The sequence below is a fragment of the Bradyrhizobium sp. USDA 4538 genome, assembly GCF_024171045.1.
Classification (GTDB): Bacteria; Pseudomonadota; Alphaproteobacteria; order Rhizobiales; family Xanthobacteraceae; genus Bradyrhizobium; species Bradyrhizobium australafricanum.
Genome location: NZ_JALJZE010000001.1, coordinates 2,189,436 through 2,216,242, shown reverse-complemented (window position 1 = coordinate 2,216,242; position 26,807 = coordinate 2,189,436). Strand labels below are relative to the sequence as shown.

Below are 26,807 nucleotides of genomic sequence, written 5' to 3'. Positions count from 1 at the left end.
CATGGATGTCCTTTCGCCGGAGATCTGGCAATCCGTTGCGCTCACGGTCGAGCTTGCCTGCGTGACGACAATGATCCTGCTGGTGATTGGCGCGCCGCTCGCGTGGTGGCTTGCACGGTCAAAGACGGTTTTGAGCGAGGCGGTCGCGACAATGATCGCACTGCCGCTTGTGCTGCCGCCGACGGCGCTCGGTTTCTGCGTCCTCATCCTGCTCGGCCCGAACGGACCCGGCGGGCTTCTCGCCTCTTTCTGGGGCGAGCACACACTCGCATTTACCTTTGCGGGGATCGTGGTGGGGTCGGTCCTCTCGGCGCTCCCTTTGGTGGTGCAGCCGATCCATAGCGCCTTTGTTGCAATGGGCGACCGCCCGCAGCAAGTGGCGGCAAGTCAGCGCGCTTTTCCGTTGTACGTTCCTGGGCGCACCAAGGTGCTGTCAGCCTACGCAACCAAACGCGTGCCGGGCGCAGTGGTTGCAATCGCCAGAGACGGCAAGCTGATTCACTACAAGGCGTATGGACAGCTCGATCCTGAAAAAGGAACGTCGATGCGGCTCGATGCGATATTCGCGCTCGCATCTATGACCAAACCGATGGTGGCGGTTGCCGGCCTCACCCTCACGGAACAAGGTCGCCTGCCTCTGCGGGCCAAACTGACGGATTACTATCCCGAATTTGCAAAGATGAAGGTGGGAGTGCCGCAGCCTGACGGCTCATTGAAATACGAAGCGCAGAGTTCTCCGATTTACGTCCACGATCTGTATCGCCACACATCAGGGCTCACCTATGGTGCGCCACCGGATAGCGCAGATCAGGTGGCGCGTCTCTATCCGGATTTCGCAGCTCCGCCGGTCAAGGGCGATAAGCGGGCTTTCATCGAAGCCATTACCAAGCTGCCGCTGGCGCACCAACCGGGCACGGAGTTCGAATACGGCTTCTCGACCGACGTGCTTGGAGCTGTCGTGGAGCAGGTTAGCGAGCAGCCGTTGGGCGAGTATCTTTCCAGCAACGTGTGGAAGCCGATCGGAATGCTGGATGCCACTTTTCATTTGTCGGCATCGCAACGCAAGCGGTTGGCGCGTCCATTTAGAGACGACCCGCTGACCGGAAAGCCACAAAGCATCGAGCTCCTCGAAAGTCAGACGAGGTTTGACTGCGGGGGAGCCTGTGCATTCGCGACAGTTGGTGACTACGTGCGCTTTGGGCAAATGCTGCTAAACGGCGGGGAGCTCGATGGGCGGCGGATCCTCGGTCCGAAGACTGTGCATCACATGATCTCCAACCACCTTGGGCCAGAGATCAAAAATAAGGTCGCTCATGTGGAGCCGCACCGCGCCGGCTTTGGGTTCGGGCTCGGAGTGGCTGTGCGCATAAGCGAGGGTCTCTCGGCCGTTCCAGGCAGTCCAGGTGAGTTCACCTGGACCGGCGCTTACGGAACACAATTTTTCTGTGATCCGAAGGAGCGCTTGGTCGTGGTGGTCGGCACGGCCGCGCCCGGAGAGATCCGCAAGTATTACCGCGAACAGGTCCAAAATATCGTCTATGCCGGAATAGTTCGATAGTTTGCTGCCGTCGGAAATGCTCGATGAACAGCTTGGATGACTGGCAAATTATGCTTGCTGCTGCGGACAGGCATCAAACCTGAAAGGACAGCAAGGTCGTTTGCTGACCCGCGTCGGACGATCGGGCCCAGTGCTTGGAACGAGCCATTCTGATCGAAATCGGTGATCAGTACGGTGCCGCGAACTGCGACAATTATCGTGCCGGCCGGTGTGGCGGCCGTACTTGAAGAGCGAGTATGACGCCGTCGCCGCCAGGAGCGAGCCATTGTGATGCATTGTTGGAGTTCTCACATCGACGGTCCAAACCGGACACCATAAGCACGACAAGTGGTCAGTTGCGCAGCTTGCGCGTAGCTCGCCAATCCTGCTGCAGATCCACAAGCGACGGCTTGGTATCCGTCAGATGTTTGCTGTGCAATGGCCTATTTCTTGCTGCTGAACGTCAGCATCGTTACGGCTGACGCGTCACTTGGAAGGGCTCATGGGCGGGATAGAGGAAACCTTCTACAGCGTGATCAGACGTCAGGGTATCACGCGTCGCAGTTTCCACAAGTTCTGCAGTTTGACGGCCGCGAGCTTCGGACTCGGTCCGCTCGCAGCAAGCAGTATCGCCAATGCCCTCGAGACCAAACCGCGTATACCCGTCATTTGGCTGCACGGGCTCGAGTGTACCTGCTGCTCCGAAAGCTTCATCCGCTCAGCGCATCCGTTGATCAAAGACGTGCTGTTGTCGATGATTTCGCTCGACTACGACGATATGATCATGGCCGCGGCTGGTCACCAGGCCGAAGCCGTCCTGCAGGAAAACCGTGCCAGGTACAAAGGCAAGTATGTGCTTGCCGTCGAAGGCAACCCGCCGCTGAACGAGGGAGGCATGTTCTGCATTGACGGCGGCAAGCCGTTCGTTGAGAGGCTCAGGTGGATGGCGGAAGCGTCCATGGCGGTCATTGCCTGGGGGACCTGCGCATCCTGGGGCTGCGCGCAAGCGGCCAGGCCCAATCCGACCGGTACTGTGCCTATCGACAAGGTGATCTCCAACAAGCCGATCGTCAAGGTTCCCGGGTGTCCCCCCATCGCAGAGGTCATGACCGGCCTCGTGACCTTCATATCCACGTTCGGAAGGCTTCCTGAACTCGATCGCCAAGGGCGCCCAAGGATGTTTTATTCCCAGCGCATCCACGACAAGTGCTATCGGCGTTCGCATTTCGACGCCGGCCAATTTGTCGAGGAGTGGGACGATGAGTGCGCCCGCAAGGGCTACTGCCTGTACAAGATGGGCTGCAAGGGGCCGACCACCTACAATGCCTGTTCGACGCTTCGCTGGAATGGGGGCGTTTCATTCCCTATTCAATCCGGCCACGGTTGCCTCGGTTGCTCCGAAGACGGCTTTTGGGACAAAGGTTCGTTCTACGACCGGCTCACGGCCATCCAGCAGTTCGGCATCGAGAAGAACGCCGATCAGATCGGGATGGCCGCTGCCGGCGCGGTTGGGTTGACCGTAGCCGCACATGCGGCGGTCACGGCGGTGAAGCGATTGACCCGCAAGCCGGATCGCGCAGCTCATAAAAATAAGCCAACTTGAGGGGAGGACGACGGTGGCCGTCCAGACACCGAATGGGTTCAACCTCGATCGGTCCGGCAAGCGAATTGTGATCGACCCGCTGACCCGGATCGAGGGCCACCTGCGCGTCGAAGCCAACCTCGATTCGAACAACGTGATCCGCAACGCGGTCTCGAGCGGGACGATGTGGCGTGGCATCGAAGTCATCCTGCGCGGGCGAGATCCGCGCGACGCCTGGGCGTTCACCGAGCGGATTTGCGGTGTCTGCACCGGCACCCATGCGCTCGCCTCCGTGCGCGCCGTTGAAAATGCGCTTGGGATCGCCATTCCGGAGAATGCCAACTCGATCCGCAACATCATGCAGCTGTGCCTGCTTGTGCATGATCATCTCGTGCATTTCTATCACCTGCACGCGCTGGATTGGGTCGACGTGGTTTCCGCGCTCAAGGCTGATCCCAGGTCCACCTCGGCGCTGGCGCAGTCCATCTCGCCCTGGCCGCTGTCGTCTCCTGGCTATTTCAAGGATTTGCAGATCAGGCTCACCAAGTTCTTCGGGTCAGGGCAACTCGGTCCGTTCAAGAACGGCTATTGGGGGCATCCGGCTTACAAGCTGCCGCCGGAAATGAACCTGATGGCCGTGGCGCATTATCTGGAAGCGCTCGACTTCCAGAAGGAGATCGTCAAGATCCAAGCCATCTATGGGGGCAAGAATCCGCATCCGAACTGGCTGGTCGGCGGCGTGGCCTGCGCGATCAACATCGACGGAAATGGTGCGGTTGGCGCGATCAATATGGAGCGGCTTAACCTGGTGTCCTCGGTCATCGACCGTTCGATCGAGTTTGTCGAGCAGGTCTATCTGCCCGACATCGCAGCGATCGGCTCGTTCTATAAGGACTGGCTGCATGGCGGCGGGCTTTCTAGCAAAAGCGTGATGTCCTATGGCGACATCCCCGAAAACGCTAACGACTGTTCCGCGAAAAGTCTCAAGCTGCCGCGCGGCGTCATTCTTGGCGGCAATCTTGAGGAGATTTTGCCGATCGACCATGGCGATCCCGAGCAGATCCAGGAATTCGTCGCGCATTCATGGTATAAATACCCTAGCGAGTTCAGCGGCCTGCATCCCTGGGATGGCGTCACCGAACCGAATTTTGAGCTAGGGGCAAAGGTCAAAGGCAGCAGAACAGATATCAAGGAACTCGACGAAGACGGCAGGTATTCCTGGATCAAAGCGCCGCGCTGGCGCGGCCACGCCGTCGAGGTCGGGCCATTGGCGCGATACATCATCGGTTATGCGCAAGGCAAAGCCGAATTCAAGGAGCCGGCCGAGAGACTGCTCAAGGGGCTCAATCTTCCCTTGACCGCGCTGTTTTCGACGCTTGGCCGTACCGCGACGCGGGCACTCGAATGCCAGTGGGCGGCGCATCAGATGCGCTATTTCCAGGACAAGCTGGTCGTCCATATCAAGCAAGGCAATAGCGCAACTGCCGACGTCAGCAACTGGAAGCCGGAAGGCTGGCCTAATGAGGCCAGGGGCTACGGTTTCACTGAAGCGCCGCGCGGTGCGCTTGGCCACTGGATCAAGATCAAGAACACCAAGATCGACAATTACCAATGTGTCGTGCCGACGACGTGGAACGGGTCTCCTCGCGACCCCAAGGGCAATATTGGCGCTTTTGAAGCCTCCCTTATCGGTACCCCGGTCGTCGATCCGCAGCGGCCCTTGGAGATCTTGCGCACGATCCATTCCTTTGATCCGTGCTTGGCGTGCTCGACCCACGTGATCAGTCCCTACGGCCAAGAAATCGCTTCAATCAATGTTCGTTAGGTCCATACTGGACAAGGCTCCGAAAGCCGTTGCGGTCGTCGATGCAGCGCCGACTGTTCACGGGGCCGCCTACGTTTATGAAGCGCCGGTGCGACTGTGGCACGCGGGCAATGCGGTGGCCATTCTGGTGCTGGGCATAACCGGTTATCTCATTGGAACTGGGACACCGGCAATGCCGGGGGAGGCTAGCGACAATTTCCTGTTCGGCTATATCCGCTTTGCGCATTTCTTGGCGGGATATGTGCTCGGCGTCGGATTTATGCTGCGCATCTACTGGGCCTTGATGGGAAACCCGCATGCCATGCAGATCTTTTGCGTGCCGCTCTGGCGCAGATGCTTTTGGCGCGAAGTGTACGACGAAATGCGCTGGTACGCCTTCCTGGCAGCTGAGCCCGAAAGGCACGTCGGGCACAATCGGTTGGCTCAGCTCGCGATGTTCTTCATGTTCACGCAGACCACCACGTTCATGATCGTCACAGGCTTTGCACTTTACGGGCAGGGCACCGATCGTGACAGCTGGCAGTACAAGCTGTTCGACTGGGTATTCGCGATCTGGCCGAACGGTCAAGACGTCCGTACCTGGCATCATCTCGGCCTGTGGGTGATCGTGACCTTTGCGATGGTCCACATTTATGCGGTGATCCGGGAAGACATCATGTCGGGCCGGAGCATCTCCTCGATGATTTCGGGTCAGCGTCAGTTTCGCAATTGACTAGGAGGCGGATGCTGAGTCCGGAGAACAAGAAAAGGATCCTGGTGCTCGGCATCGGCAATATCCTGTGGGCCGATGAGGGATTCGGCGTGCGGGTGGTAGAGGAGTTTTATCGTCGCTACACCATCGATGACAACGTCTCCATCCTCGATGGTGGCACGCAGGGGCTCTATCTCGTCGGTTTTCTCGAGCAGGCCGATTGCCTGATCGTGTTCGATGCCGTCGATTATGGACTTTCGCCCGGACAGTTGAAGCTCGTGCGAGATGACGAAGTGCCGAAATTTGCCGCTGCCAAGAAGCTGAGCCTGCATCAGACCGGCTTTCAGGAGGTCTTGAATGCAGCCGACCTGCTTGGTCGCTGCCCGCGAGAGATCGCTCTGATCGGCTGTCAGCCGCTGGACATGGAGCATTGGGGCGGTTCGCTGACTGCACCGGTGCGTGTTCAGATCACGCCTGCGATCGAACTGGCCTGCAACCTGCTGGCCCAGTGGGGCGCACCGGCAAGACCGCGGGCCGCCCCGCTGCCTGCATCAGAACGGCTGTTGGGGAACAATATCGACCATGTCAATTATGAAAGGGCGCAGCCGATCTAGCGGCCGCGGTTATCCATGTGCCTTGGCTTACCAATGACGATTGTTGAGACCGACGGCGTCACGGCGCTATGCGAGTATGGCGGTGAAAAGCGACGTGTCTCGGTCATGCTGCTCTCCGGCGCGATGGTCGGCGCCAAGGTGCTCGTCCATATCGAGACAGCGGTGCGGCCCTTGGAGGAGGATGAAGCAAGGCGAATCTCGGAAGCACTCGACGGGCTCGAGGCTAGTCTCAACGGCGAGGACTGCGATCGCTTCTTTGCGGACTTGATTGGTCATGAGCCGCAATTGCCCGACCATCTACGCTAGCGGGGTGCCGAGCGCGGACATCGTGTTGCCGGCCCCTGCTCACGAACCGATTTGCAATCGTAGGCAACTTTTACAGAGAAAATGTAAAGCGCTTACAGCCGCTGCTCCGGTCGGGAATGCGATCACAGCGAGACGATGATTGGCATGTGCCTTGCTAAGACCTCGCCGAGAAGAACCAGAAAATTATCAGAAAGGCGTCTGATGAAGTTCCAGCCGGCTCAGCATGATCTGGCGCGGCCTGGTCTGTCCGAGGTTGAGAGAGCGGGCGGCGATGCTCATCTGGCCGGGCAGGATCCCGGGAAGAAAGGCGTGGAGCTGCCGTCGGCAGCGGGCCCCTTATATTCACGCTGGGCGATCCACGTCGCAACCGCGCTTTCTGAACAGACCAAGGCGCTCCGGCGGCCCGTGCAACAGGTCGTAACCGCGCGCAGCGCCGGTGGCGAACCGGGCGGGCGGCTCGGCCTGCATGGCCCGCCGAGGCCGACCGAATGCCCTCAGCGCGCTACACTGCGCCTGGTCGGTGAGAGTCAGGTCCGCTTGGACAAGATCGCCCCCATGTCGGCATCGATCGTACGACCACAAGCCGGTAGCGCCTGGATCGCCAACAGCATTGCCATTCGGCACGTTCACCGGAACGTCGGGTCATGAAAACGGCGGCCCGCAACGGAGACGAAATCCCTGCGTCGCCGATGAGCGAGTTTCCTGTGGATGCGGATAGTCTCGACGTCATCCATAGCGGGCCCGCGGCTGTGGGGGCGCTCGCCGAGCGCGCTTGGCGCGATGGCGGCGAGCTTGCAAGAAACTGTCCAAATGCCATCGCCCTGTTATCGAACGCCGCTGCTGCCGCTCGCGGCCAGAAGAGCAACGCACGCGCGCAACTGTATGGGCTCGCGGATCTCAGTGATCCCGAGCGCAAGCTGATTGCCGAAGTGCTTGGGGAAGGCGAGGTCGCCGGCTTCGTTGCGCTACCAGATGGCTCTCTGGCCGAAATCCAGGAGTCCGTGCTTGCGGGAATCTGGCGCGTGCGCATAGGGACGGAACCGGCGCACGAATACGTTGAGATCGGGGCGATCCCGCAGATCGTGCGACGCGCCGCAACAGACCTGACGTCGACCAATCTGGTGATCGGTGCGGCGCCGGACGGCGCAATGAACGTGTTGCCGGTGCTCGCCGAAATACGCGAGAGGGCCCGCGTCTGGCGGCATGGCATGCGCGCGCATGTCATCAATCTGACACTGCTGCCGATGAACGCCGTTGATCTGGCGTTTCTGCAGCAAGGCCTGGGCAACGGTCCGGTCCAACTTATCTTCCGCGGCTACGGCACATGCCGAGTGCAGGCGACCGGGATCCGGAACGTCTGGTCGGTGCAGTTTTTCAACTCTATTGACACCATCATCCTCGACACGCTGGAGGTCGGCGGCACGCCGATTGTTGCGTTGGCTGCCGACGAGGATTTCGAGGATTCTGCCGAACGTCTGCAGGAAATCATGAAGGCCTACGTCTCATGAAGAGCTTGGAGACTGTTTGGCGTCCGGTCGGTTCTCACAGCCGGCGCGCGCGCAATGTGGCCTTGGCTGAATCGTGCGCAACCACCGGAGAACGATGGCGACGCAGACTGCTGCGCGAGCGCGTTGCGCGCGAAAAACTAAAAGCTGCTTCGGCTTTCGTGCGTCCAAGGCCGGCTTTGCGTCGGCTGAAGGTGATGCTTGAGCGTGGACAGGACTTTCGCAGGCGCAAGAACGCCGAGCTGTCGGCGTCCGACGAGATGCTCGTAGCAGCCTGTTGGGATATCGCCGGTCGAGCCATGCGCCCGCGATCGGTCTTGAACGATCCATGTCCAGGGTCGACGCGATCGGGTTTCGCACGCGCGGAAGGCAGGGGCGATAGCGTAATGGGCGCGCCTTGGGCCATGAAGGTGGCCGTCTGCCTGGGCAACGGCACCTGCTCACGGCATGCTGGGCAGAGGTCGAACCTGCGCTCAGTTCGATCCGGCGACGTTGAACTTGTTTTCAGCGAAATCGCGCCATTGAGCTCGAGCACCTGTTGCTTCCTGCTCTCGGCGAGTTCCGCAGGCGAAGACATGGGTGGCGCCATTGCCGAAGTAGCGGTCCCTGCCATGGTGTGGCCGGACGACCGCCGAACGCAACGTCATTTCCAAGCATCACATCTTCGTTTGATCAATCGCCGGCATTTCTTGCGCGAGATGATGGCGGACCGGTGCGCATGAGCCTTATCGCCCGCAACAAAATCGATGTTACCATATTGCTTGCTGCCGACGTCATCGCCGAGGTCGAGATCCTGCCGCGAGCCAGGCCGCCGCTGGCGCGGCTGTTCGCCGGCAAACCGCCATCGTCGTTGCTCAATGCGCTGCCGCAGCTCTTCACCTTATGTGCCGCTGCGCAGCAGGTCGCATTGCTGTCCGCGATCGAAGCGGCGCGTGACGAAGAGATCATCCTCGCGACAAAACAGCGTCGTATGATCCTGGTCGTTGCCGAACGCATCTCAGAATTGCTGCGGGCTCTCTTTGTCGCGCATCCCACGCCGAACGCCAGTGCGGCGGCGATCCGGTCCCTTATACGGGCATTGTCCATGCTTGTCGGCAGCGCCCGGCCAGCTCGCGGCTCTGCTCGACGCGAAGCGATAGCTCAGATTGTTGCTGCGCTCACTGCACTTGGCATGCCGAATGAAGATGGCGTGCCAAGGCCCGGTAGCCCGTCCGCGCTTTGCATTGCAGCGCTTGACGAGGTCGACTTGAAGTCCATCCGGATCGCGCACTCGTTCCTGTCCGTCGCCGACGACCGCAACATCGTTGAACGGCTGCTCGGCGATGACCCGACATTTTGCCATTGTCCCGACCTTGGGGGGCGTGCGCCCGAGACAGGTCCATGGGCGCGCCAAATGACGCGTGAGCGGCTCTGGCTGGGGCGATCCGGTCCGGTTGAGCGGCTGAAGGCCAGAATTGCAGAGATCGTTCGGCTATGCGATTGGCTCAAGTCCGGTGCTCATATCGACGCAGCGGAGCCTGGGATCATCGAAAGCTACAGGTTAGGTCCTCGACGTGCGGCGGCCGCGGTCGAATGCGCCAGGGGTCGGCTCTATCACGCGGTTGAGCTTGATCCTCAGGGCCAGATATTCCGCTTCGAATTTCTTGCTCCGACGGAATGGAATTTCCATAGACGAGGACCGCTTGTCCGTAACCTGCAGGGCGCTGTGCTGACGGCGAGACGGCATCAGAAAGCGGTTCGTGCGGTGATCGAATCGCTTGATCCCTGCGTCGGATTCACGCTCAAGTTTCGCAAAAGTTGACGATGCATGAAATGGCGCTTTGTCAGAGCATCATCGAAATCGTCGAGGAAGAAGCGCATCGCCGATCGTTTTCGCTGGTGCGGAGCATCTGTCTGGAGATCGGGGCCTTGAGCCATGTCGCGCCGCAAGCGCTCAGGTTCTGCTTTGGTGTCGTGGCAACGCGGACCATTGCCGAGGGCGCGGCTCTTAGAATCATCGAACGCCCCGGCGAGGCCTGGTGCATGACCTGTTCGAAGAGCGTCGAGATTGCACGGCGCGGTGAAAGCTGTCCTAGTTGCGGCAGCTACCAGTTGCAGGTCACCGCGGGCGAAGAGATGCGAGTGAAAGAACTGGAGATCGATTGATGTGTGGCGTATGCGGCTGCAGCGAAGGGACTCCTTCGACCGAGCCCTCCGAAGCTCATAATGCGCAAGGCCGCGCTCGCGACTATCCTCATGTGCAGGACGATTGCGATCGCCATGAGGCGCATCTGCATGACGACCAGGACCTGCAGCGTTCAAACCATGCTCGCCACAGCCATGATCACGATCATCATCCTGGCCGTCGGAGGGCGGATGGTGGGCAAGCGATTCTGGACTGCAGCGCCGGCCCGGCTGGCTTGAAGGTCGCGGACATGCGCCGCGAGCGGGTCGTTCAGATCGAGCGCGACATCTTTAGCAAGAATAGCAGGATCGCGGCGGATAACCGCGCGCTATTCGTGGCCGATGAACTCCTCGTGTTCAATCTCGTGTCCAGTCCCGGTGCAGGCAAAACTTCGCTATTGGTCCGCGCCGTGTCCGAGCTCAAGCGCAGCCGTCCGATCGGGGTGATCGAAGGCGACCAGCAGACCTCGAACGATGCCGAACGCATTCGCGCGACCGGCGTGCCAGCCATTCAAGTCAATACCGGAAAGGGTTGTCATCTTGATGCTGCTATGATTGGCGAGGCTTATCGCCGCCTGCCGCCGCTCATTGGCGGTATCCTCTTCATCGAGAACGTCGGTAACCTGGTCTGTCCCGCGGCCTTCGATCTTGGCGAGGCCTGCAAGATCGTGGTGTTGTCGACCACTGAAGGTGAAGACAAGCCGCTCAAATATCCGGATACATTTGGCGCTTCTTCACTCATGCTGATCAACAAGGTTGATCTGGCGCCGCTGCTTGAATTCGATTTGGGCAAGACCGTCGAATATGCAAGACGCGTCAATCCAAAGATCGAAGTACTCACGGTTTCGGCGCGGACCGGCGAGGGTTTTGGCGGGCTCTACGCCTGGATCGATAAGCAGGCCGCGCATCACAGGCGCGCCTTGGAGGACACGAGGCGATGAGCGCCACCACCTGCGACCGAACACGGCTGCGCGTGCGCGTGAGCGGGGCCGTGCAAGGGGTCGGCTTTCGCCCCTACGTTTATGGCCTCGCCACGCGGTACGGATTAGCGGGGTTTGTCGTCAACAGCTCCGAGGGCGTCACTATCGAAGTCGAGGGTCGCCGCGCGCCCGAGTTTGTCGCCGCATTGCCGCTCGAACTGCCTCCACTGGCACACATCGACCACATCTGCGTTCAGCAGACTGGGGCGCTCGCGGCAAAAGGCTTTTCGATCGGCACGAGCGAGGGTGGCAAGTTATCAGCGCGGATCGTCGCCGATGCCGCGACGTGCCAGCAATGCCTCAGTGAGCTGTTCGATCCCGAAAATCGCCATTACCTTTATCCGTTCGTCAGCTGTTCCCATTGCGGCCCGCGCTATACGATCGCCGAACAGCTTCCGTATGATCGCCACAACACGGTCATGAAAGCTTTCAGGCTGTGCGCTGCCTGCGCGGCCGAATATGCCGATCCAGCGAGCCGCAGGTTTCATGCGGAGGCGATCGCGTGTCAGATATGCGGTCCTCGGCTCAGCCATGGGATCAATGCCATTGTCGCGGCGATCGCCGGCGGCCAAATCGTAGCCATCAAGGGGCTCGGCGGATATCAACTGCTCTGCGATGCACGCAACCAGGACGTCGTGCAGCGATTGCGCAGCAGAAAGCACCGCCTTCAAAAGCCGTTCGCGGTCATGGTCGGTTCCACAGAGCTGGTCAACGAAATCGCAGAAGCGAATGGGGCCGAGCTTGCGCTGCTTGAATCCGTAGCACGTCCCGTTGTCCTTCTGCCTTCGCGCAATAATCTGGCGCCCGCCATAGCTCCTGGCTTATCGCGCATTGGTGTCATGCTGCCGGTCGTGCCACTGCATCACCTCATCTTTCACGCGCTTCGTTCGACGGGAGCGTGGCTTGAGGGGGCGTGCCCGGTCATCGTCGCAACCAGCGCCAATTCTTGCGGCGAACCGCTCCTGATCGACAATGCGCAGGCGCTGTGGCGGCTCGAAGGGATTGCAGACCTAGTCGTAACCCATGATCGCGATATCCTGACACGTGCCGATGACTCCTTGCTGTCGGTGGTTGCCGGCCGGACCCAATTCGTACGCCGCGCACGTGGCTACGTCCCCGAACCGATCCGGCTTGCGAGGTCTGTGCCGGTCGTGCTCGCCGTCGGTGGCGCGCTGAAATCGACCGTCACCATCACGCGGGACAACGAAGCCTTCGTCTCCCAGCATATAGGCGATCTCGATACCGCCGAAGGCATCCGTGTGTTCGAGGAGACGATCCGCCACCTCGCATCGACCCTTGATGTGGAGCCTGTCGTCATTGCCCATGATCTGCATCCCAATATGGCATCGACCCGCTTTGCGGAAGCAAGCAGCCGGGCCCTTGTCGCCGTCCAGCATCACCACGCCCACGCTGGCGCCGTCATTGCTGAGCACGGCCATGCCGGACCGGCGCTTGCCCTGGTGCTCGACGGCCATGGCTTCGGTTCCGACGGCGGTAACTGGGGTGGCGAGCTGTTGCTGTGCGAAGGAACAAGGTGTCGACGCATCGGGCATCTCGCGCCTTTGCAAATGCCTGGTGGAGAGCGGGCGGCGCGCGAGCCGTGGCGTATGGCAAGCGCAATATTGCAGGCGCTCGGCCGGGGTAACGAAATCGGGCCTCGCTTTGCTGCGCAGCGGCAGGCTGAGCGCATGTCGGTATTGCTCGATCAGCCGGGCGGGGCCACCACGACCAGCGCGGGCCGGTTGTTCGATGCCGCGGCAGCGCTGCTGGGAATCGCATGTGTGCAGAGCTATGAGGGCGAAGCCGCGATGAAGCTCGAGGCGCTGGTGCGGCGGACTGCGATTTTCGATGCCGGCTGGACCATCGACGGCGGCGTGCTATCGCTTCGACCGTTATTTGCGCGGTTGATTGCAGACGACATCGACGCGGCGGACGGAGCCGGGCTGTTTCATGGCACCTTTGCCGCCGCTTGCATTGACTGGGTCAGCCGCTCTGCACGGACAACCGGCGTCAATACCATCGTTCTAAGCGGCGGCTGCTTTCTGAACGCGGTGCTGGCGGATGAAATTGAGCGCGGTTGCCGCAGCGCAGGCCTCACCCCGCTGGTGCCAAGGCAGCTGCCGCCCAACGATGGAGGTTTGAGCCTCGGCCAGGCGTGGATTGCCGCTCTGCAGATTATTGAACGGTCTTCAGCCCTGGAAGGAGTAGCCTGATATGTGTCTTTCGGTCCCGGCAAAGGTATCAAAAATTCTTCCCGACGATATGGCGATCGTGTCCATCGATGGGGTCAGCCTGGAAATATCGATTGCTCTCATCGAAGAGCTCGACGTTGGCGACAGCGTTCTGGTGCATGTCGGTTATGCGCTCTCCAAGATCGACCCAGCAGAAGCCACGCGCACGTTGGAGCTCTTGCAGGAGCTCGGCAGTGCAGGGCAGGAACCCCGAACATGAAGTATGTCGACGAATTTCGTGACAAGACCATCGCACAGGGACTCGCGCGGGCAATTGGCGCCGAAGCCGGTGCGCGACGGGCTTACAGGTTCATGGAATTCTGCGGCGGACACACTCATGCGATCTCCCGCTACGGCCTCGAGGATTTGCTGCCCGCGAACATTCGTATGATCCACGGGCCCGGTTGTCCCGTCTGCGTTCTGCCCGCCAGCCGGATTGACATGGCAATCCGGCTCGTCGAGCGGCCGGAGGTCACTCTGTGCGTCTATGGCGACCTGATGCGCGTGCCGGGGTCGCAGGGGCAGTCCCTGATGCGAGCCAAAGCCCTCGGAGCAGACATTCGCATGGTCTATTCGACGCTCGACGCTATCCGGCTCGCCGAACAGGTGCCAAGCCGGGAGGTGGTCTTCTTTGCCATCGGATTTGAGACCACGACGCCGCCGACCGCGGTGATGATCCGGATTGCCGAAAAGAAGCGGCTGAGGGGCCTTAGCGTGTTCTGCAACCATGTGCTTACGCCCTCAGCGATGCACAGCATTCTCGAGAACCCGAAGATGCGCAATATCGGCGGGGTCGCAATCGACGGCTTCGTTGGTCCTGCACATGTCAGCACGATCATCGGTACGCAGCCCTACGAGCCCCTGGCGGAGCAATTCGGCAAGCCGATCGTGATCGCGGGATTTGAGCCACTCGACGTGATGCAGGCGATCCTGATGCTGGTACGCCAGGTAAACGAAGGCCGCTACGAGGTAGAGAACCAGTACAGCCGTGCGGTGACTCGCCAAGGCAACCGACGCGCCAAGGACGAGGTTTCGCAGGTATTCGAATTGCGTGAGCAGTTCGAATGGCGTGGGCTTGGGCTCGTCCCCAACAGTGGGCTGAAGTTGAAGCGGGCTTACGCGGGATTTGACGCCGAGGCGCGTTTTGCGATGCACGAGCTGCGTGTCGCCGACAATCCGGCATGCGAGTGCTGCGCGATCCTGCGCGGCGCCAAGCGGCCGGTCGATTGCAAGCTGTTTGGAACCGTCTGCACGCCAGAAACACCCGTCGGGTCCTGCATGGTTTCCTCGGAAGGCGCTTGTGCCGCGTATTGGACCTATGGCCGAGTTCGCGATGACCAGGTGAGGCGGATGTCATGAGCGCGAAGGCCTATCAAGGCAAGCTCGACGTCGACAACGGACGCGTTGATCTTTCCCACGGATCCGGAGGCCGTGCCATGGCGCAACTGATCTCCTGCATTTTTCACCAAGCCTTCGGTAATGAATGGCTTGCCCGCTGCAATGATCAGGCCGCGTTCGATGTTGCGGCAGGCAGGATGGTAATGACGACCGACGGCTATGTTGTTTCGCCGCTGTTCTTTCCCGGAGGCAATATCGGGTCACTGGCTGTGCACGGCACGATCAATGATGTCGTGATGGCCGGCGCACGTCCACTCTATCTATCGGCCAGCTTCATCATTGAAGAGGGGTTCCGGTTTTCGGATCTCAGGACGATTGCACAGTCGATGAGCGAGGCGGCGCGCGCTGCCGGCGTTTACATCATCACTGGAGACACCAAGGTCGTCGAGCGCGGCAAGGCGGACGGCCTGTTCATCTCTACGACGGGCATCGGGTTTCTGGCCGATGGCCTCGATCTCTCAGCCGACAAGGCAAGGATCGGGGACCGCGTGCTGATGTCCGGCAGCCTCGGCGACCATGGAGTGGCGATCATGTCAGCGCGCCAGAACGCTGCTCTTCAAGTTGAGATCATCTCGGATTCCGCATCGCTGCATGACTTGGTGGCTGTCATGATGACGGCCGGTGGGCGCGGCATCCGGGTGATGCGTGACCCCACGCGGGGCGGACTTGCCGCCGCTCTCAACGAGATTGCTCATCAATCGGGCCTCGGGTTTCGTCTGCAGGAAGCGGCCATTCCCATAAAGCCCGCCGTTGCGGCCGCCTGCGAGCTTCTTGGGCTTGATCCGATCCATGTCGCCAATGAGGGCAAGCTCGTTGCGATCGTCGCGCCTGATGTGGCCGACGCCGTGCTTGCAGCCATGAAGGCGCATCCACTCGGGTGCGATGCAGCCGATATTGGCGAGGCGGTCGCTGACGAACACGAATTTGTGCAAATGGCGACCAGTTTCGGCGGCGGACGAATTGTCGACTGGTTGTCGGGCGAACAATTGCCTCGGATCTGTTGAACACACCGCACCCGTTTGCGGCGAGCATGCGGGAATGGCGGTTAAGCTCAAAGAGCAGGTCATTCAATCCACTTCGCATCTGTGGGTTTGAAATCCTGCGTAGCTGGCGAAAGATCGCTGAATTTCTGCGCCATATACGCGCCTGGATCGCAATATCGCTGCGCTCTTCCGATTAAAAAGCCCCTCCAGGCAGGGAGTTTTCAAATGAAGGTCGGGGTCCCCAAGGAAATCAAGCCGCACGAATATCGCGTGGGCCTTACCCCTGGAGCCGTCCGCGAATACGTGGCAGCGCGCCACCGCGTGATGATCGAGACCAATGCCGGTGCTGGCATTGGTGCAACCGATGACGATTATCGCGCCGTCGGCGCAACGATCCTGGCTTCTGCAGGCGAGGTATTCGCATCGAGCGAGATGATCGTAAAGGTTAAGGAGCCTCAACCGTCCGAATGGAGCCAACTGCGGGAGGGCCAGATCCTCTTCACTTACCTGCATCTGGCGCCAGACCCGGAGCAGGCCAAGGGACTCCTCAAATCTGGGTGCACCGCGATCGCCTATGAGACCGTAACCGATGGTCATGGGGGCCTTCCACTGTTGGCACCGATGAGCGAGGTCGCGGGTCGGCTTGCGATCGAAGCGGCGGGTAGTGCGCTGAAGCGCAGTGCAGGCGGACGAGGGCTGCTAATCGGTGGAGTGCCCGGTGTTCAGCCGGCTCGGATCGTGGTGATCGGGGGCGGCGTCGTTGGCACGCACGCGGCACGCATGGCGGTCGGTTTGGGCGCCGAGGTCACCATCATCGACCGTTCGATACCCCGGCTCCGCGAGTTGGACGAGCTATTCGAAGGGCGCGTTCGTACCAGGTTTTCCACCATCGAATCCGTGGAGGAGGAAGTATTTGCGGCCGATGTGGTAATTGGTGCGGTGCTCGTTCCAGGAGCTAGCGCACCGAAGCTGGTCCGCCGGAGCATGCTGAGCTCAATGCGCAAGAGCGCGGTCATCGTGGATGTCGCTATCGATCAGGGCGGCTGCTTTGAGACATCGCATCCAACCACCCACGCCGATCCAACTTACGAGGTGGATGGCATCATCCATTATTGCGTGGCGAATATGCCCGGCGCTGTGCCGTTGACCTCGAGCCAGGCACTGAACAACGCCACTCTGCCATTTGGTTTGGCTTTGGCCAACAAGGGTTTTTCCGCCGTGCTCGAGAATCCGCACCTGCGCGCGGGCCTCAATGTCCATCGAGGCCGGCTCACTTACAAGGCGGTTGCCGAGAGCCTCGGGCTCCCCTTCTCTCCGATCGAACAGGCTGCGGCCTGATCCCAGAGGCCCCACACGGGCGTTTCCTCCCTGACTTGGGCCACCCTTCGGGGTGGCTTTTTTTTTGGCTCTATCAACCTGCAGAGCGCCGCGGGCATGTCCCTGGAACGCGGAGCGAAGGCCGACGCGTCATGGGAGACAAACTGTTCGTCCAATAGAGGGTATATGAACGCACGTCTGCGGGTAATCCGATAGGATTGGGTATTGCCTGCAACGGCTCGCCCGGTGGGGCCGCGATCATCAAACCGACTTTTATCTGCTATCTGCGCGATCAGTGCGACATTTTTGGTCGTGCTGTGGAGATGCGCATCGGATTGGTGACGACTGCACCGGCTCTTCATCGTAGCGCGCTGTCGCTAAATCCGCCGCCGTCCGTCAGCAGAACCGATATGATCGGCACTGGCGAACCTGACGCAGTAGCGGAGCACTCGGAGGGGACGGTGCCGATCTGTAGCTGCGCTACCGCGGCCATCTGAAAGATCAGCCGGTGGACGCGGTTGACCTCGTTGGTCGACTGCCGCCGGATCGACCATGGGCTCAAGCTAAGGCGTCCTGCCGTCATGCACATTGTCGCATTTGCGACAACCGTTGAGGCGGCGACAAGTGCTTTGGAAAATAACCGAGACAAATCAAGCCCAGGCTCTTTGGCATAAGACTTGAACGCAAGAAGCGGTCCCTCACTTTTGCTATGGAATCGCAGTGATGCCCTACAAGATAATCGCGTCCCAGTGCACTGTCTGCGGCGCGTGTGAGTTCGAATGTCCCAACGCCGCGATCAGCCTGAAGAACGACATATACGTGATCAATCCGGCCCAGTGCACCCAATGTGAGGGGCATTTTGAGGCGCCGCAATGCGCTGTCGTTTGCCCAGTGCCCAACACCTGCGTGCCGGCATAAGAGACTAGCCGATGAGTGGGGCTCCGGCACACATGATGAAGACACCAGCGAAGGCGGTGTCTATCTGGATCGGTCACCTGGTTTTCTCACTCGCTCGTCCCCCGTTGGCTGTGACTTGCGCGATCGGCTCGGAGGGGACGCAGGCGGACCGTCGTCGGCCGGAGTTGTTCGTGCGCGAGCGGAGGGGGCAATGGTAGCTGTACAAGAGACGGTCGAGCGCGTCCGGCGCATCGACGTCGACCAGTATCGATATGGGTTTGAGACGCTGATCGAGTCCGACAAGGCCCCGAAGGGGCTGTCGGAAGACACCGTCCGCTTCATCTCCGCAAAGAAGAACGAACCGGCCTGGATGCTGGAATGGCGCCTGGAGGCGTATCGCCGCTGGCTGACCATGACCGAGCCGACCTGGGCGCGCGTCGACTATCCGAAGATCGACTACCAGGACATCTACTACTACGCGGCGCCGAAGCCGAAGAAGACGCTGTCCTCGATCGACGAGATCGATCCGGAAATCCTCAAGACCTACGAGAAGCTCGGTATCCCCTTGCGCGAGGTCGCGATCCTCGAGGGCGTCGAGCCGCCGCCCGGTGGCGAGCAGACGCCGAACCGCAAGATCGCGGTCGACGCCGTGTTCGATTCGGTTTCTGTTGCGACCACCTTCCAGAAGGAGCTGAAGGCGGCCGGCGTGATCTTCATGCCGATCTCGGAGGCGATCCGCGAGCATCCCGAGCTGGTGCAGAAATATCTCGGCACCGTGGTGCCGACCTCGGACAATTACTTCGCGACATTGAATTCGGCTGTGTTCTCCGACGGCTCGTTCGTCTACGTGCCGCCGGGCGTGCGCTGCCCGATGGAGCTGTCGACCTATTTCCGCATCAACGAGCGCAACACCGGCCAGTTCGAGCGCACGCTGATCATCGCCGACAAGGGCTCCTACGTCTCCTATCTCGAGGGCTGCACCGCGCCGCAGCGCGACGAGAACCAGCTGCACGCCGCCGTGGTCGAGCTCGTCACGCTCGACGATGCCGAGATCAAATATTCGACGGTGCAGAACTGGTACCCGGGCAATTCGGAAGGCAAGGGCGGCATCTACAATTTCGTCACCAAGCGTGGCGACTGCCGTGGTCGCAATTCGAAGATCTCCTGGACCCAGGTCGAGACCGGTTCGGCGATCACCTGGAAATATCCGAGCTGCATCCTGCGCGGCGACAATTCGAGCGGCGAGTTCTACTCGATCGCGATCTCGAACGGCTTCCAGCAGGTCGACAGCGGCACCAAGATGATCCATCTCGGCAAGAACACGTCGAGCCGGATCATCTCCAAGGGCATCGCCGCCGGCAAGTCGCAGAACACCTATCGCGGCCTGGTCAGCGCGCACCGCAAGGCCACCGGCGCGCGCAACTACACCGCCTGCGACTCGCTTCTGATCGGCGACAAATGCGGCGCGCACACCGTGCCCTATGTCGAGGCCAAGAATTCCTCGGCGATACTCGAGCATGAAGCGACAACGTCGAAGATCTCAGAAGACATCCTGTTCTTTTGCGCGCAAAGAGGCTTGAGCGAGCAACACGCCATTGGCCTCGTGGTCAACGGTTTCGCGAAAGACGTGCTGCAAAAACTGCCGATGGAATTTGCGGTGGAGGCGCAGAAGTTGATCACGATCTCGCTCGAGGGATCCGTCGGATAATTAATCGTTCCGCGAGCCCTCCTGATCGCGGCGCGCGTTCCGGATCACGCATTTCAGGATCAGATCACAATGGCGCTACTTGAAGTCCGAGATTTGCATGCCGGTATCGAGGGCTGCGAAATTCTTCGCGGCCTCGATCTTACGGTCGATGTGGGTGAAGTGCATGCTATCATGGGGCCGAACGGCTCCGGAAAGTCTACGCTTAGCCACGTTATCTCCGGCAAACCCGGCTATCAGGTGATCGCTGGCCAAATCCTGTTCAAGGATGACGACCTGCTCGCGATGGAAGCAGACGAGCGCGCTGCCAAGGGCGTATTTCTTGCCTTCCAGTATCCGGTGGAAATCCCTGGCGTAACCACCATGAACTTCCTGCGCGCGGCGCTAAACGCCCAGCGCAAGGCGCGCGCACAAAAGGAATTCTCCACTCCCGATTTTACGAAACGAGTCCGCGAGGTCGCTAAGTCGCTCAACATCCCGCAAGGCATGCTCAAGCGCGGCCTCAATGTCGGATTTTCTGGCGGTGAGAAGAAGCGCAACGAGATTTTGCAGATGGCGCTGTTCGACCCGAGCCTGTGCATCCTGGACGAGATCGATTCCGGTCTCGACATCGATGCACTGCGGATTGTCGCGGGCGGCATCAACGCGTTGCGTTCGCCGCAACGAGCGATGATCGTGATCACCCACTATCGGCGGCTTCTCGACTACATCGTGCCGGACGTTGTCCACGTGATGTCGAAAGGGCGGGTAAGAAAGAGCGGCGGCAAGGAACTCGCACTGGAGCTTGAGGCTTCTGGCTACGCCCAATTCGAGGACGTGGCGTGACGGCTCAAAGGGTTTCCAGATGAATCAGGTTGTAGTCAAAGCCGCCGCTGGGCGCACAATGGACAATGTCTTCGCCGCGGCGCATGGACGGCTGCCTGGCTCTGGGCCCGTCGCTCATATCCGTGCAAGGGCATTTGAGGCCTACAAGTGCGCCGGCCTCCCGCATCGGCGCGTTGAGGCTTGGAAATACACCGATCTGCGCGCCCTGATTGGCGAGGTCCAGCCACTCGCTCCGCAACCGAATGCGGCTGCACTGGTGCACGCAAGGACGTCAGTTAAGCGAGCGGCAGTCGAGCAGGCGGTCAAGCTCGTCTTGGTGGATGGCATATTCGCCCCCGAGCTATCCGACGTAGGTAGGCTGGAAAATGGGGTCGATGTGCGGTCGCTCCGAGAGGTCCTGGAGAATTCCGCCGACAGCGCGATGGCCGGGCTGATACTCTCGACGACGATTGATGCGATGATTTCGCTCAACGCGGCAATGGCGACCGATGGCTTGGTGATTACGATCGCTGAGGGCAAAGCGGTAAAGCGTCCGATACAGATCGTTCACGTCGCGACCGGATCGTGGGCGTCCAACTTCACGCGTTCCTATCTGCATCTCGGCCAAGGCGCAGAAGCGGTCGTGCTGGAAAGCTTCGTCTCGAACGAAGGCGCGAGCGGCTATCAGACTAACGATGCGACAATCGCCCTGATTAGTGAGGAGGCGCGCTTTTCGCATATCCGACTGGCAGCCGATGCCGCTGACGCGGTGAATATCTCGTCGGGGATCATCGCGGTCGGCGCCAGGGCGAGGCTTGATCTCTTCGGCATGATCTGCGGCGGCTCGGTCAGTCGCTATCAGGGATTCATCACGCTAGCCGGCGAGGGATCCAAGCTCTCGGCGAACGGGGTCAATCTCATCAGGCACAAGCAGCACGTCGACACGACAATCGTCGTCGAGCACGCTGTGCCCCGCTGCGCCAGCCGGGAGAAGTTCCGTGCGGTTATAGATGATTGCGGCCATTCGGTGTTCCAAGGCCGGATTGTCGTGCGCCCTGCCGCGCAGAAGACGGACGCCACGCTGACGATGCGAGCGCTGCTTCTGTCTGAAGAGGCCGGCGCCGACAACAAGCCCGAACTTGAAATCTTGGCCGACGACGTGACTTGCGGCCACGGATCGACATCAGGCGCGCTGGATGACACTCTCGTATTTTATCTGCGCGCTCGCGGTCTATCCGAGAAGGAGGCGCAGGCGTTGCTGATCAGAGCGTTCCTGGGTGAGGCGATTGAGGAAATCGGTATCGAGGATCTGCGCGATTTTGTGACCGCGCAAGCTGAACACTGGTTGCAGGCGCGGTGATGAGCGTGCATCCCGCGATGAACAATGGCCGGTACGAGGTTGACCGTCTGCGTACGGACTTTCCTGCGCTGAGCATGACAGTTTATGGAAGACCGCTGGTCTATCTCGACAATGCCGCCTCGGCGCAGAAGCCTAAGGCGGTACTTGACCGTATGATGCAGGCGTACTCCAGCGAATATGCCAACGTGCATCGCGGTTTGCACTACCTCGCTAACGCGGCGACCGAGGCGTATGAAGGTGCCCGTGCCAAGCTGGCGCGATTTGTAAACGCCCGTCTAAACGAAGAGATCATCTTCACCCGCAGCGCTACCGAAGCAATCAATCTGGTCGCCCAGACCTTCGGCCGTGAACGCGTCACTCCAGGGGATGAGATCATTCTCTCGATGATGGAACACCATTCCAACATCGTGCCGTGGCACTTTCTCAGGGAACGGAACGGTGCAGTGATCAAATGGGCGCCAGTCGATGATGACGGCAACTTCCTGCTCGATGCATTCGAGCAGCTCCTGACGCGACGCACCAAGATGGTTGCCATCACGCAGATGTCGAACGTGCTCGGGACCGTTGTGCCGGTGAAGGATGTGGTGAGTATCGCGCACGCGCGTGGTATCCCGGTGCTGATCGATGGTTCGCAAGGGGGCGTCCATCTGAACGCCGACGTCTGCGATATCGATTGCGATTTCTATGTGATGACGGGCCACAAACTCTATGGTCCGACGGGTATCGGACTGCTTTACGGCAAATCTGAGCATCTGGCGTTGATGCCACCCTTCAATGGCGGCGGCGAGATGATCCGTGAGGTGTCACGTGCCGGCGTCATCTATGGTGATCCGCCGCACCGGTTCGAGGCGGGTACGCCACCGATCGTTGAGGCGGTCGGTTTCGGGGCGGCTGTGGATTACATCAATTCCATAGGCAAGGAGCAGATCCGCGAGCACGAGAGTGCGTTGCTTGCCTACGCACAGCAGCAGCTGGGGGACATCAACTCCCTGCGCATGATCGGGACACCGGCCGATAAGGGGCCAATTATCTCCTTTGATATGAAGGGTGCGCATGCGCATGATATTGCCACCGTTGTCGACCGCGCAGGTGTAGCGGTGCGGGCGGGGGCCCATTGCGCGATGCCGCTGCTCAAGCGCTTCGGCGTTCTGGCGACGTGCCGTGCGTCCTTCGGCCTCTATAACACATACGAAGAGATTGATACGCTCGTAAGCGCGCTCACCAAGGCGCGGCAGCTATTATCGTGAACCGGCGAGCTTGCCACGTCTAGGCGTAGGCAGCTTGCGTCGATCTCGGGGGCGATGACGTCATGCACAAGGACGTCATCATCATTGCTGAGGGTAAAGCTTCTGTAGTCTCTGCAGACATGGATGGTATTGGCATGCCGGAGCCGCTCAGCCTGCCTGTTTTCCGTGTTAGCGGCTGTCCCGGCGAGCGTGATCGCTAGGTACTGCAATCGGCGGCACTTCGTGCCTTCCAGAATTGTGCGACGCAATTTCGCGCATAACCGGCACTTGTTCCATTTCGAACAGGGCTAACGAAGAAGTCTCCGTGCAAAGTGCGATGTCGCGTTCGCAACAACAATCAGCCCCACGGGGCGAAGTGCGCTAACCGCTTTTATTTACTCCAGTTTTTGCGCACGCGACGGGCTGGCATGCTCGTTGCAAAAGTCTTGGACAGCAAGCCGCTCTCCAACAGCTAACCCTTGAAGGACATAAGCATGAGTCTCGCTACGACCCAGAGCATTGCAGAAATCAAGGCTCGCAACAAAGAGCTGATCGAGGAGGTGCTGAAAGTCTATCCGGAGAAGACCGCGAAACGGCGCGCCAAGCACCTCAACGTTCACCAGGCCGGCAAGTCCGACTGCGGGGTCAAGTCCAACATCAAATCAATACCCGGTGTGATGACGATCAGAGGTTGTGCCTATGCAGGATCCAAGGGGGTGGTCTGGGGACCGATCAAGGATATGGTCCATATCAGCCATGGCCCGGTTGGCTGCGGCCAGTATTCGTGGGGCTCGCGTCGTAACTATTACGTTGGCACGACGGGCGTCGATAGTTTCGTGACCCTGCAATTCACCTCCGACTTCCAGGAAAAGGACATCGTATTTGGTGGCGACAAGAAACTGATCAAAATCCTTGACGAAATCCAAGAGCTGTTTCCGCTCAACAACGGCATCACAATCCAATCGGAATGCCCAATCGGACTGATCGGGGACGACATCGAGGCCGTATCGAGAGCAAAATCCAAGGAATACGGCGGCAAGACCATCGTGCCCGTCCGCTGTGAGGGCTTTCGCGGCGTGTCGCAATCGCTTGGCCACCACATTGCCAACGACGCGGTGCGCGATTGGATTTTCGACAAGCTCGAGACCGACGACAAACCAAAGTTCGAATCGACCCCCTACGATGTTGCGATCATCGGAGACTACAATATCGGCGGCGACGCCTGGTCGTCGCGAATTCTGCTGGAGGAAATGGGCCTGAGGGTGATTGCGCAGTGGTCCGGCGATGGTTCACTCGCTGAGCTCGAAGCGACGCCGAAGGCAAAGCTCAATATTCTGCATTGCTACCGTTCCATGAACTACATCTCCCGCCACATGGAAGAGAAATTTGGTATTCCCTGGTGCGAGTATAACTTCTTCGGACCGTCAAAGATCGCAGAATCGCTGCGCAAGATTGCGGGCTATTTCGACGACAGGATCAAGGAAGGCGCCGAGCGGGTGATTGAAAAATACCAACCGCTGGTGAACGCTGTGATCGCGAAATATCGCCCCCGCCTAGAGGGCAAGACGGTGATGCTGTACGTCGGCGGGCTTCGTCCGCGTCATGTGATTGGCGCGTACGAGGATCTCGGCATGGAAGTCGTGGGCACCGGATACGAGTTCGGCCACAACGACGACTATCAGCGCACCGCTCAACATTACGTCAAGGACAGCACGCTCATCTACGACGACGTCAATGGCTATGAGTTCGAGCGCTTCGTCGAAAAGCTCCAGCCCGATCTGGTTGGATCGGGCATCAAGGAGAAATACGTTTTCCAAAAGATGGGTGTCCCGTTCCGGCAGATGCATTCCTGGGACTATTCTGGCCCATACCACGGCTATGACGGCTTTGCGATCTTCGCGCGGGACATGGACATGGCGGTCAACTCGCCGATCTGGAAGAAGATGAAGGCTCCCTGGAAGGGAGCTGCGAAGCCGAAGCTCTTGGCTGCAGAATAAAAAGCACTTGGTTCCAGAGTAGAGCAACCGATCCCGCTCTCTGGGGAGAGTTGGGGCGACATCAATTTCGATAGTAAAGGATCTTAACAATGGCGCAGAGTGCAGAACATGTGCTCGATCATGTCGAACTGTTCCGTGGTCCAGAATACCAAAAAATGCTGGCCGACAAGAAGATGTTCGAAAATCCCCGCGATCCTGGCGAGGTCGAACGTATCAAGGAATGGACCAAGACGGCTGAATACCGCGAGAAGAATTTTGCGCGGGAGGCGCTCACGGTAAATCCGGCCAAGGCCTGCCAGCCGCTTGGGGCCGTATTCGTCTCGGTTGGTTTTGAGGGTACGCTGCCTTTCGTCCACGGCTCGCAAGGCTGCGTGGCCTACTACCGCAGCCATCTGTCGCGGCACTTCAAGGAGCCGAGCTCCTGCGTGTCTTCATCTATGACGGAAGACGCCGCTGTATTCGGCGGGCTGAACAACATGATCGACGGGCTCGCCAACAGCTACAACATGTACAAGCCAAAGATGATTGCGGTCTCGACGACATGCATGGCTGAGGTGATCGGCGATGACCTCAACGCCTTCATCAAGACATCGAAGGAAAAGGGCTCGGTTCCGGCAGAGTTCGACGTGCCGTTCGCTCACACGCCGGCGTTCGTCGGCAGCCACGTCACTGGCTATGACAATGCGCTCAAGGGCATCCTGGAGCATTTTTGGGACGGAAAGGCAGGAACAGCGCCGAAGCTGGAGCGCGAGCCAAACGAGGCAATCAACATCATCGGCGGTTTCGATGGCAATACCGTTGGAAACCTTCGCGAGATCAAGCGAATCTTGGCATTGATGGACATTAAGCACACGATTCTCGCCGATAACTCTGAAGTTTTCGATACCCCGACCGACGGCGAGTTCCGAATGTACGACGGCGGTACCACGTTGGAAGATGCGGCTAACGCGGTTCACGCCAAGGCGACAATCTCCATGCAGCAATGGTGTACGGAAAAAACGCTGCCGTTCGTATCCCAGCATGGCCAGGACGTTGTGTCTTTCAATTACCCGGTCGGCGTATCCGCAACCGATGATTTTCTCGTGGCGTTATCGCGCATCAGTGGCAAGGAGATCCCGGAGGAACTTGCGCGAGAGCGTGGCCGCTTGGTTGATGCCATCGCGGACTCCAGCGCGCATATCCATGGCAAGAAGTTCGCCATCTACGGCGACCCGGATCTCTGCTATGGGTTGGCTGCCTTTCTGCTCGAACTCGGTGCCGAACCGACTCATGTGCTGTCCACCAACGGCAACAAGGCGTGGCAGGAAAAAATGGAAGTGCTGTTTGCAAGCTCGCCATTTGGGCAGGCTTGCCAAGCCTATCCGGGTCGGGACCTCTGGCACATGCGTTCGCTCTTGTTTACCGATCCGGTTGACTTTCTGATTGGCAATACCCACGGCAAGTATCTGGAGCGCGACACGGGAACGCCATTGATTCGCATCGGATTCCCGATTTTCGATCGACATCACCATCACCGCTCCCCTGTATGGGGCTATCAGGGCGGCTTGAATGTGCTGGTGAAGATTCTCGACAAGATCTTCGACGAAATCGACAAGAAAACAAATGTTCTAGGCAAAACCGACTACAGCTTCGACATCATTCGTTGATGGCAGACAATGCGCTGCGACATCGCCGAGGACTTCGGCG

Annotated in this window: 25 protein-coding genes; 24 read left to right on the top strand and 1 reads right to left on the bottom strand. The window is 59.7% G+C overall.

From position 1 onward, the window contains the following. The first annotated feature begins 1 nt into the window (after position 1). The 8 genes from J2R78_RS09690 to J2R78_RS09655 all read left to right on the top strand — a co-directional run bounded on the left by J2R78_RS09690 (position 2) and on the right by J2R78_RS09655 (position 8,063). Entirely contained in the window at positions 2-1,558 is a 1,557-nt protein-coding gene (locus J2R78_RS09690) for a serine hydrolase (RefSeq protein ID WP_253604024.1), read from the top strand. Positions 1,559-2,039: 481 nt separating this feature from the next. Then, positions 2,040-3,140, top strand: a complete 1,101-nt coding sequence (locus J2R78_RS09685; protein ID WP_253604022.1) for a hydrogenase small subunit — start codon at positions 2,040-2,042, stop codon at positions 3,138-3,140. A 13-nt stretch (positions 3,141-3,153) separates the two neighbouring features. Then, positions 3,154-4,944 carry a nickel-dependent hydrogenase large subunit gene (locus J2R78_RS09680; protein ID WP_253604020.1) on the top strand — a complete coding sequence of 597 codons (1,791 nt, stop codon included), beginning with the start codon at positions 3,154-3,156 and terminating at the stop codon, positions 4,942-4,944. Then, positions 4,934-5,656 carry a Ni/Fe-hydrogenase, b-type cytochrome subunit gene (cybH, locus tag J2R78_RS09675; protein WP_256558552.1) on the top strand — a complete coding sequence of 241 codons (723 nt, stop codon included), beginning with the start codon at positions 4,934-4,936 and terminating at the stop codon, positions 5,654-5,656. The genes J2R78_RS09680 and cybH overlap by 11 nt, the downstream gene beginning before the upstream one ends. 11 nt (positions 5,657-5,667) lie before the next feature. Next, positions 5,668-6,249, top strand: coding sequence for a HyaD/HybD family hydrogenase maturation endopeptidase (locus J2R78_RS09670; protein ID WP_253588084.1), 582 nt, complete (start codon positions 5,668-5,670; stop codon positions 6,247-6,249). 15 nt (positions 6,250-6,264) lie between these two features. Beyond that, positions 6,265-6,555: a HypC/HybG/HupF family hydrogenase formation chaperone gene (locus tag J2R78_RS09665; protein ID WP_253588082.1), complete on the top strand. Its 291-nt coding sequence runs from the start codon at positions 6,265-6,267 to the stop codon at positions 6,553-6,555. A gap of 201 nt (positions 6,556-6,756) precedes the next feature. Further along, positions 6,757-7,203: a hypothetical protein gene (locus J2R78_RS09660; protein WP_253604017.1), complete on the top strand. Its 447-nt coding sequence runs from the start codon at positions 6,757-6,759 to the stop codon at positions 7,201-7,203. Beyond that, on the top strand, positions 7,200-8,063 hold the full coding sequence (locus J2R78_RS09655) for a hydrogenase expression/formation protein (RefSeq protein WP_253604015.1): 864 nt from the start codon (positions 7,200-7,202) through the stop codon (positions 8,061-8,063). The genes J2R78_RS09660 and J2R78_RS09655 overlap by 4 nt, the downstream gene beginning before the upstream one ends. A gap of 34 nt (positions 8,064-8,097) precedes the next feature. Here the strand turns inward: J2R78_RS09655 and J2R78_RS09650 are convergent, their stop codons facing one another. Then, on the bottom strand, positions 8,098-8,637 hold the full coding sequence (locus tag J2R78_RS09650) for a hypothetical protein (protein WP_253604013.1): 540 nt from the start codon (positions 8,635-8,637) through the stop codon (positions 8,098-8,100). A 141-nt stretch (positions 8,638-8,778) separates the two neighbouring features. Here J2R78_RS09650 and J2R78_RS09645 point away from each other — a divergent pair, with 141 nt between their 5' ends. The 16 genes from J2R78_RS09645 (at position 8,779) to nifK (ending at position 26,767) form a co-directional block, all read left to right on the top strand. Then, positions 8,779-9,861, top strand: a complete 1,083-nt coding sequence (locus tag J2R78_RS09645) for a hypothetical protein (RefSeq protein WP_253604011.1) — start codon at positions 8,779-8,781, stop codon at positions 9,859-9,861. Between the two features lie 2 nt (positions 9,862-9,863). Further along, positions 9,864-10,205 (top strand): hydrogenase maturation nickel metallochaperone HypA, encoded by a 342-nt coding sequence (hypA, locus tag J2R78_RS09640; protein ID WP_092090203.1) that lies wholly within the window; start codon positions 9,864-9,866, stop codon positions 10,203-10,205. Beyond that, positions 10,205-11,164: a hydrogenase nickel incorporation protein HypB gene (gene hypB, locus J2R78_RS09635; protein ID WP_253604009.1), complete on the top strand. Its 960-nt coding sequence runs from the start codon at positions 10,205-10,207 to the stop codon at positions 11,162-11,164. Before hypA ends, hypB begins: the two co-directional genes overlap by 1 nt. Then, positions 11,161-13,416 (top strand): carbamoyltransferase HypF, encoded by a 2,256-nt coding sequence (gene hypF, locus J2R78_RS09630; RefSeq protein ID WP_253604007.1) that lies wholly within the window; start codon positions 11,161-11,163, stop codon positions 13,414-13,416. Before hypB ends, hypF begins: the two co-directional genes overlap by 4 nt. A 1-nt stretch (position 13,417) precedes the next feature. Further along, complete coding sequence (locus J2R78_RS09625) at positions 13,418-13,654, top strand: HypC/HybG/HupF family hydrogenase formation chaperone (protein WP_082653847.1); 237 nt, start codon at positions 13,418-13,420, stop codon at positions 13,652-13,654. After that, positions 13,651-14,793, top strand: coding sequence for a hydrogenase formation protein HypD (gene hypD / locus J2R78_RS09620; protein WP_253604005.1), 1,143 nt, complete (start codon positions 13,651-13,653; stop codon positions 14,791-14,793). Before J2R78_RS09625 ends, hypD begins: the two co-directional genes overlap by 4 nt. After that, positions 14,790-15,836 carry a hydrogenase expression/formation protein HypE gene (gene hypE, locus J2R78_RS09615; protein ID WP_253604003.1) on the top strand — a complete coding sequence of 349 codons (1,047 nt, stop codon included), beginning with the start codon at positions 14,790-14,792 and terminating at the stop codon, positions 15,834-15,836. Before hypD ends, hypE begins: the two co-directional genes overlap by 4 nt. A gap of 204 nt (positions 15,837-16,040) precedes the next feature. After that, positions 16,041-17,153 carry an alanine dehydrogenase gene (gene ald / locus J2R78_RS09610; protein ID WP_253604001.1) on the top strand — a complete coding sequence of 371 codons (1,113 nt, stop codon included), beginning with the start codon at positions 16,041-16,043 and terminating at the stop codon, positions 17,151-17,153. Positions 17,154-17,855: 702 nt separating this feature from the next. Beyond that, on the top strand, positions 17,856-18,050 hold the full coding sequence (locus tag J2R78_RS09605) for a 4Fe-4S binding protein (protein WP_253603999.1): 195 nt from the start codon (positions 17,856-17,858) through the stop codon (positions 18,048-18,050). Positions 18,051-18,240: 190 nt separating this feature from the next. Continuing rightward, the gene (gene sufB, locus J2R78_RS09600) at positions 18,241-19,737 is read left to right on the top strand and encodes a Fe-S cluster assembly protein SufB (RefSeq protein WP_253603997.1); all 1,497 of its coding nucleotides are present in this window, start codon (positions 18,241-18,243) and stop codon (positions 19,735-19,737) included. Between the two features lie 69 nt (positions 19,738-19,806). Further along, positions 19,807-20,559 (top strand): Fe-S cluster assembly ATPase SufC, encoded by a 753-nt coding sequence (gene sufC, locus J2R78_RS09595; protein WP_253603995.1) that lies wholly within the window; start codon positions 19,807-19,809, stop codon positions 20,557-20,559. A 19-nt stretch (positions 20,560-20,578) separates the two neighbouring features. Continuing rightward, positions 20,579-21,898: a Fe-S cluster assembly protein SufD gene (sufD, locus tag J2R78_RS09590; RefSeq protein WP_253603994.1), complete on the top strand. Its 1,320-nt coding sequence runs from the start codon at positions 20,579-20,581 to the stop codon at positions 21,896-21,898. Then, positions 21,898-23,145, top strand: a complete 1,248-nt coding sequence (locus J2R78_RS09585; protein WP_253603992.1) for a cysteine desulfurase — start codon at positions 21,898-21,900, stop codon at positions 23,143-23,145. Before sufD ends, J2R78_RS09585 begins: the two co-directional genes overlap by 1 nt. Before the next feature lie 62 nt (positions 23,146-23,207). Continuing rightward, positions 23,208-23,345 (top strand): hypothetical protein, encoded by a 138-nt coding sequence (locus J2R78_RS09580; RefSeq protein WP_253603990.1) that lies wholly within the window; start codon positions 23,208-23,210, stop codon positions 23,343-23,345. A gap of 273 nt (positions 23,346-23,618) precedes the next feature. Beyond that, positions 23,619-25,121 carry a nitrogenase molybdenum-iron protein alpha chain gene (gene nifD, locus J2R78_RS09575; protein ID WP_253603988.1) on the top strand — a complete coding sequence of 501 codons (1,503 nt, stop codon included), beginning with the start codon at positions 23,619-23,621 and terminating at the stop codon, positions 25,119-25,121. An 89-nt stretch (positions 25,122-25,210) separates the two neighbouring features. Beyond that, positions 25,211-26,767: a nitrogenase molybdenum-iron protein subunit beta gene (gene nifK, locus J2R78_RS09570; RefSeq protein ID WP_253603986.1), complete on the top strand. Its 1,557-nt coding sequence runs from the start codon at positions 25,211-25,213 to the stop codon at positions 26,765-26,767. Positions 26,768-26,807 lie beyond the last annotated feature (40 nt).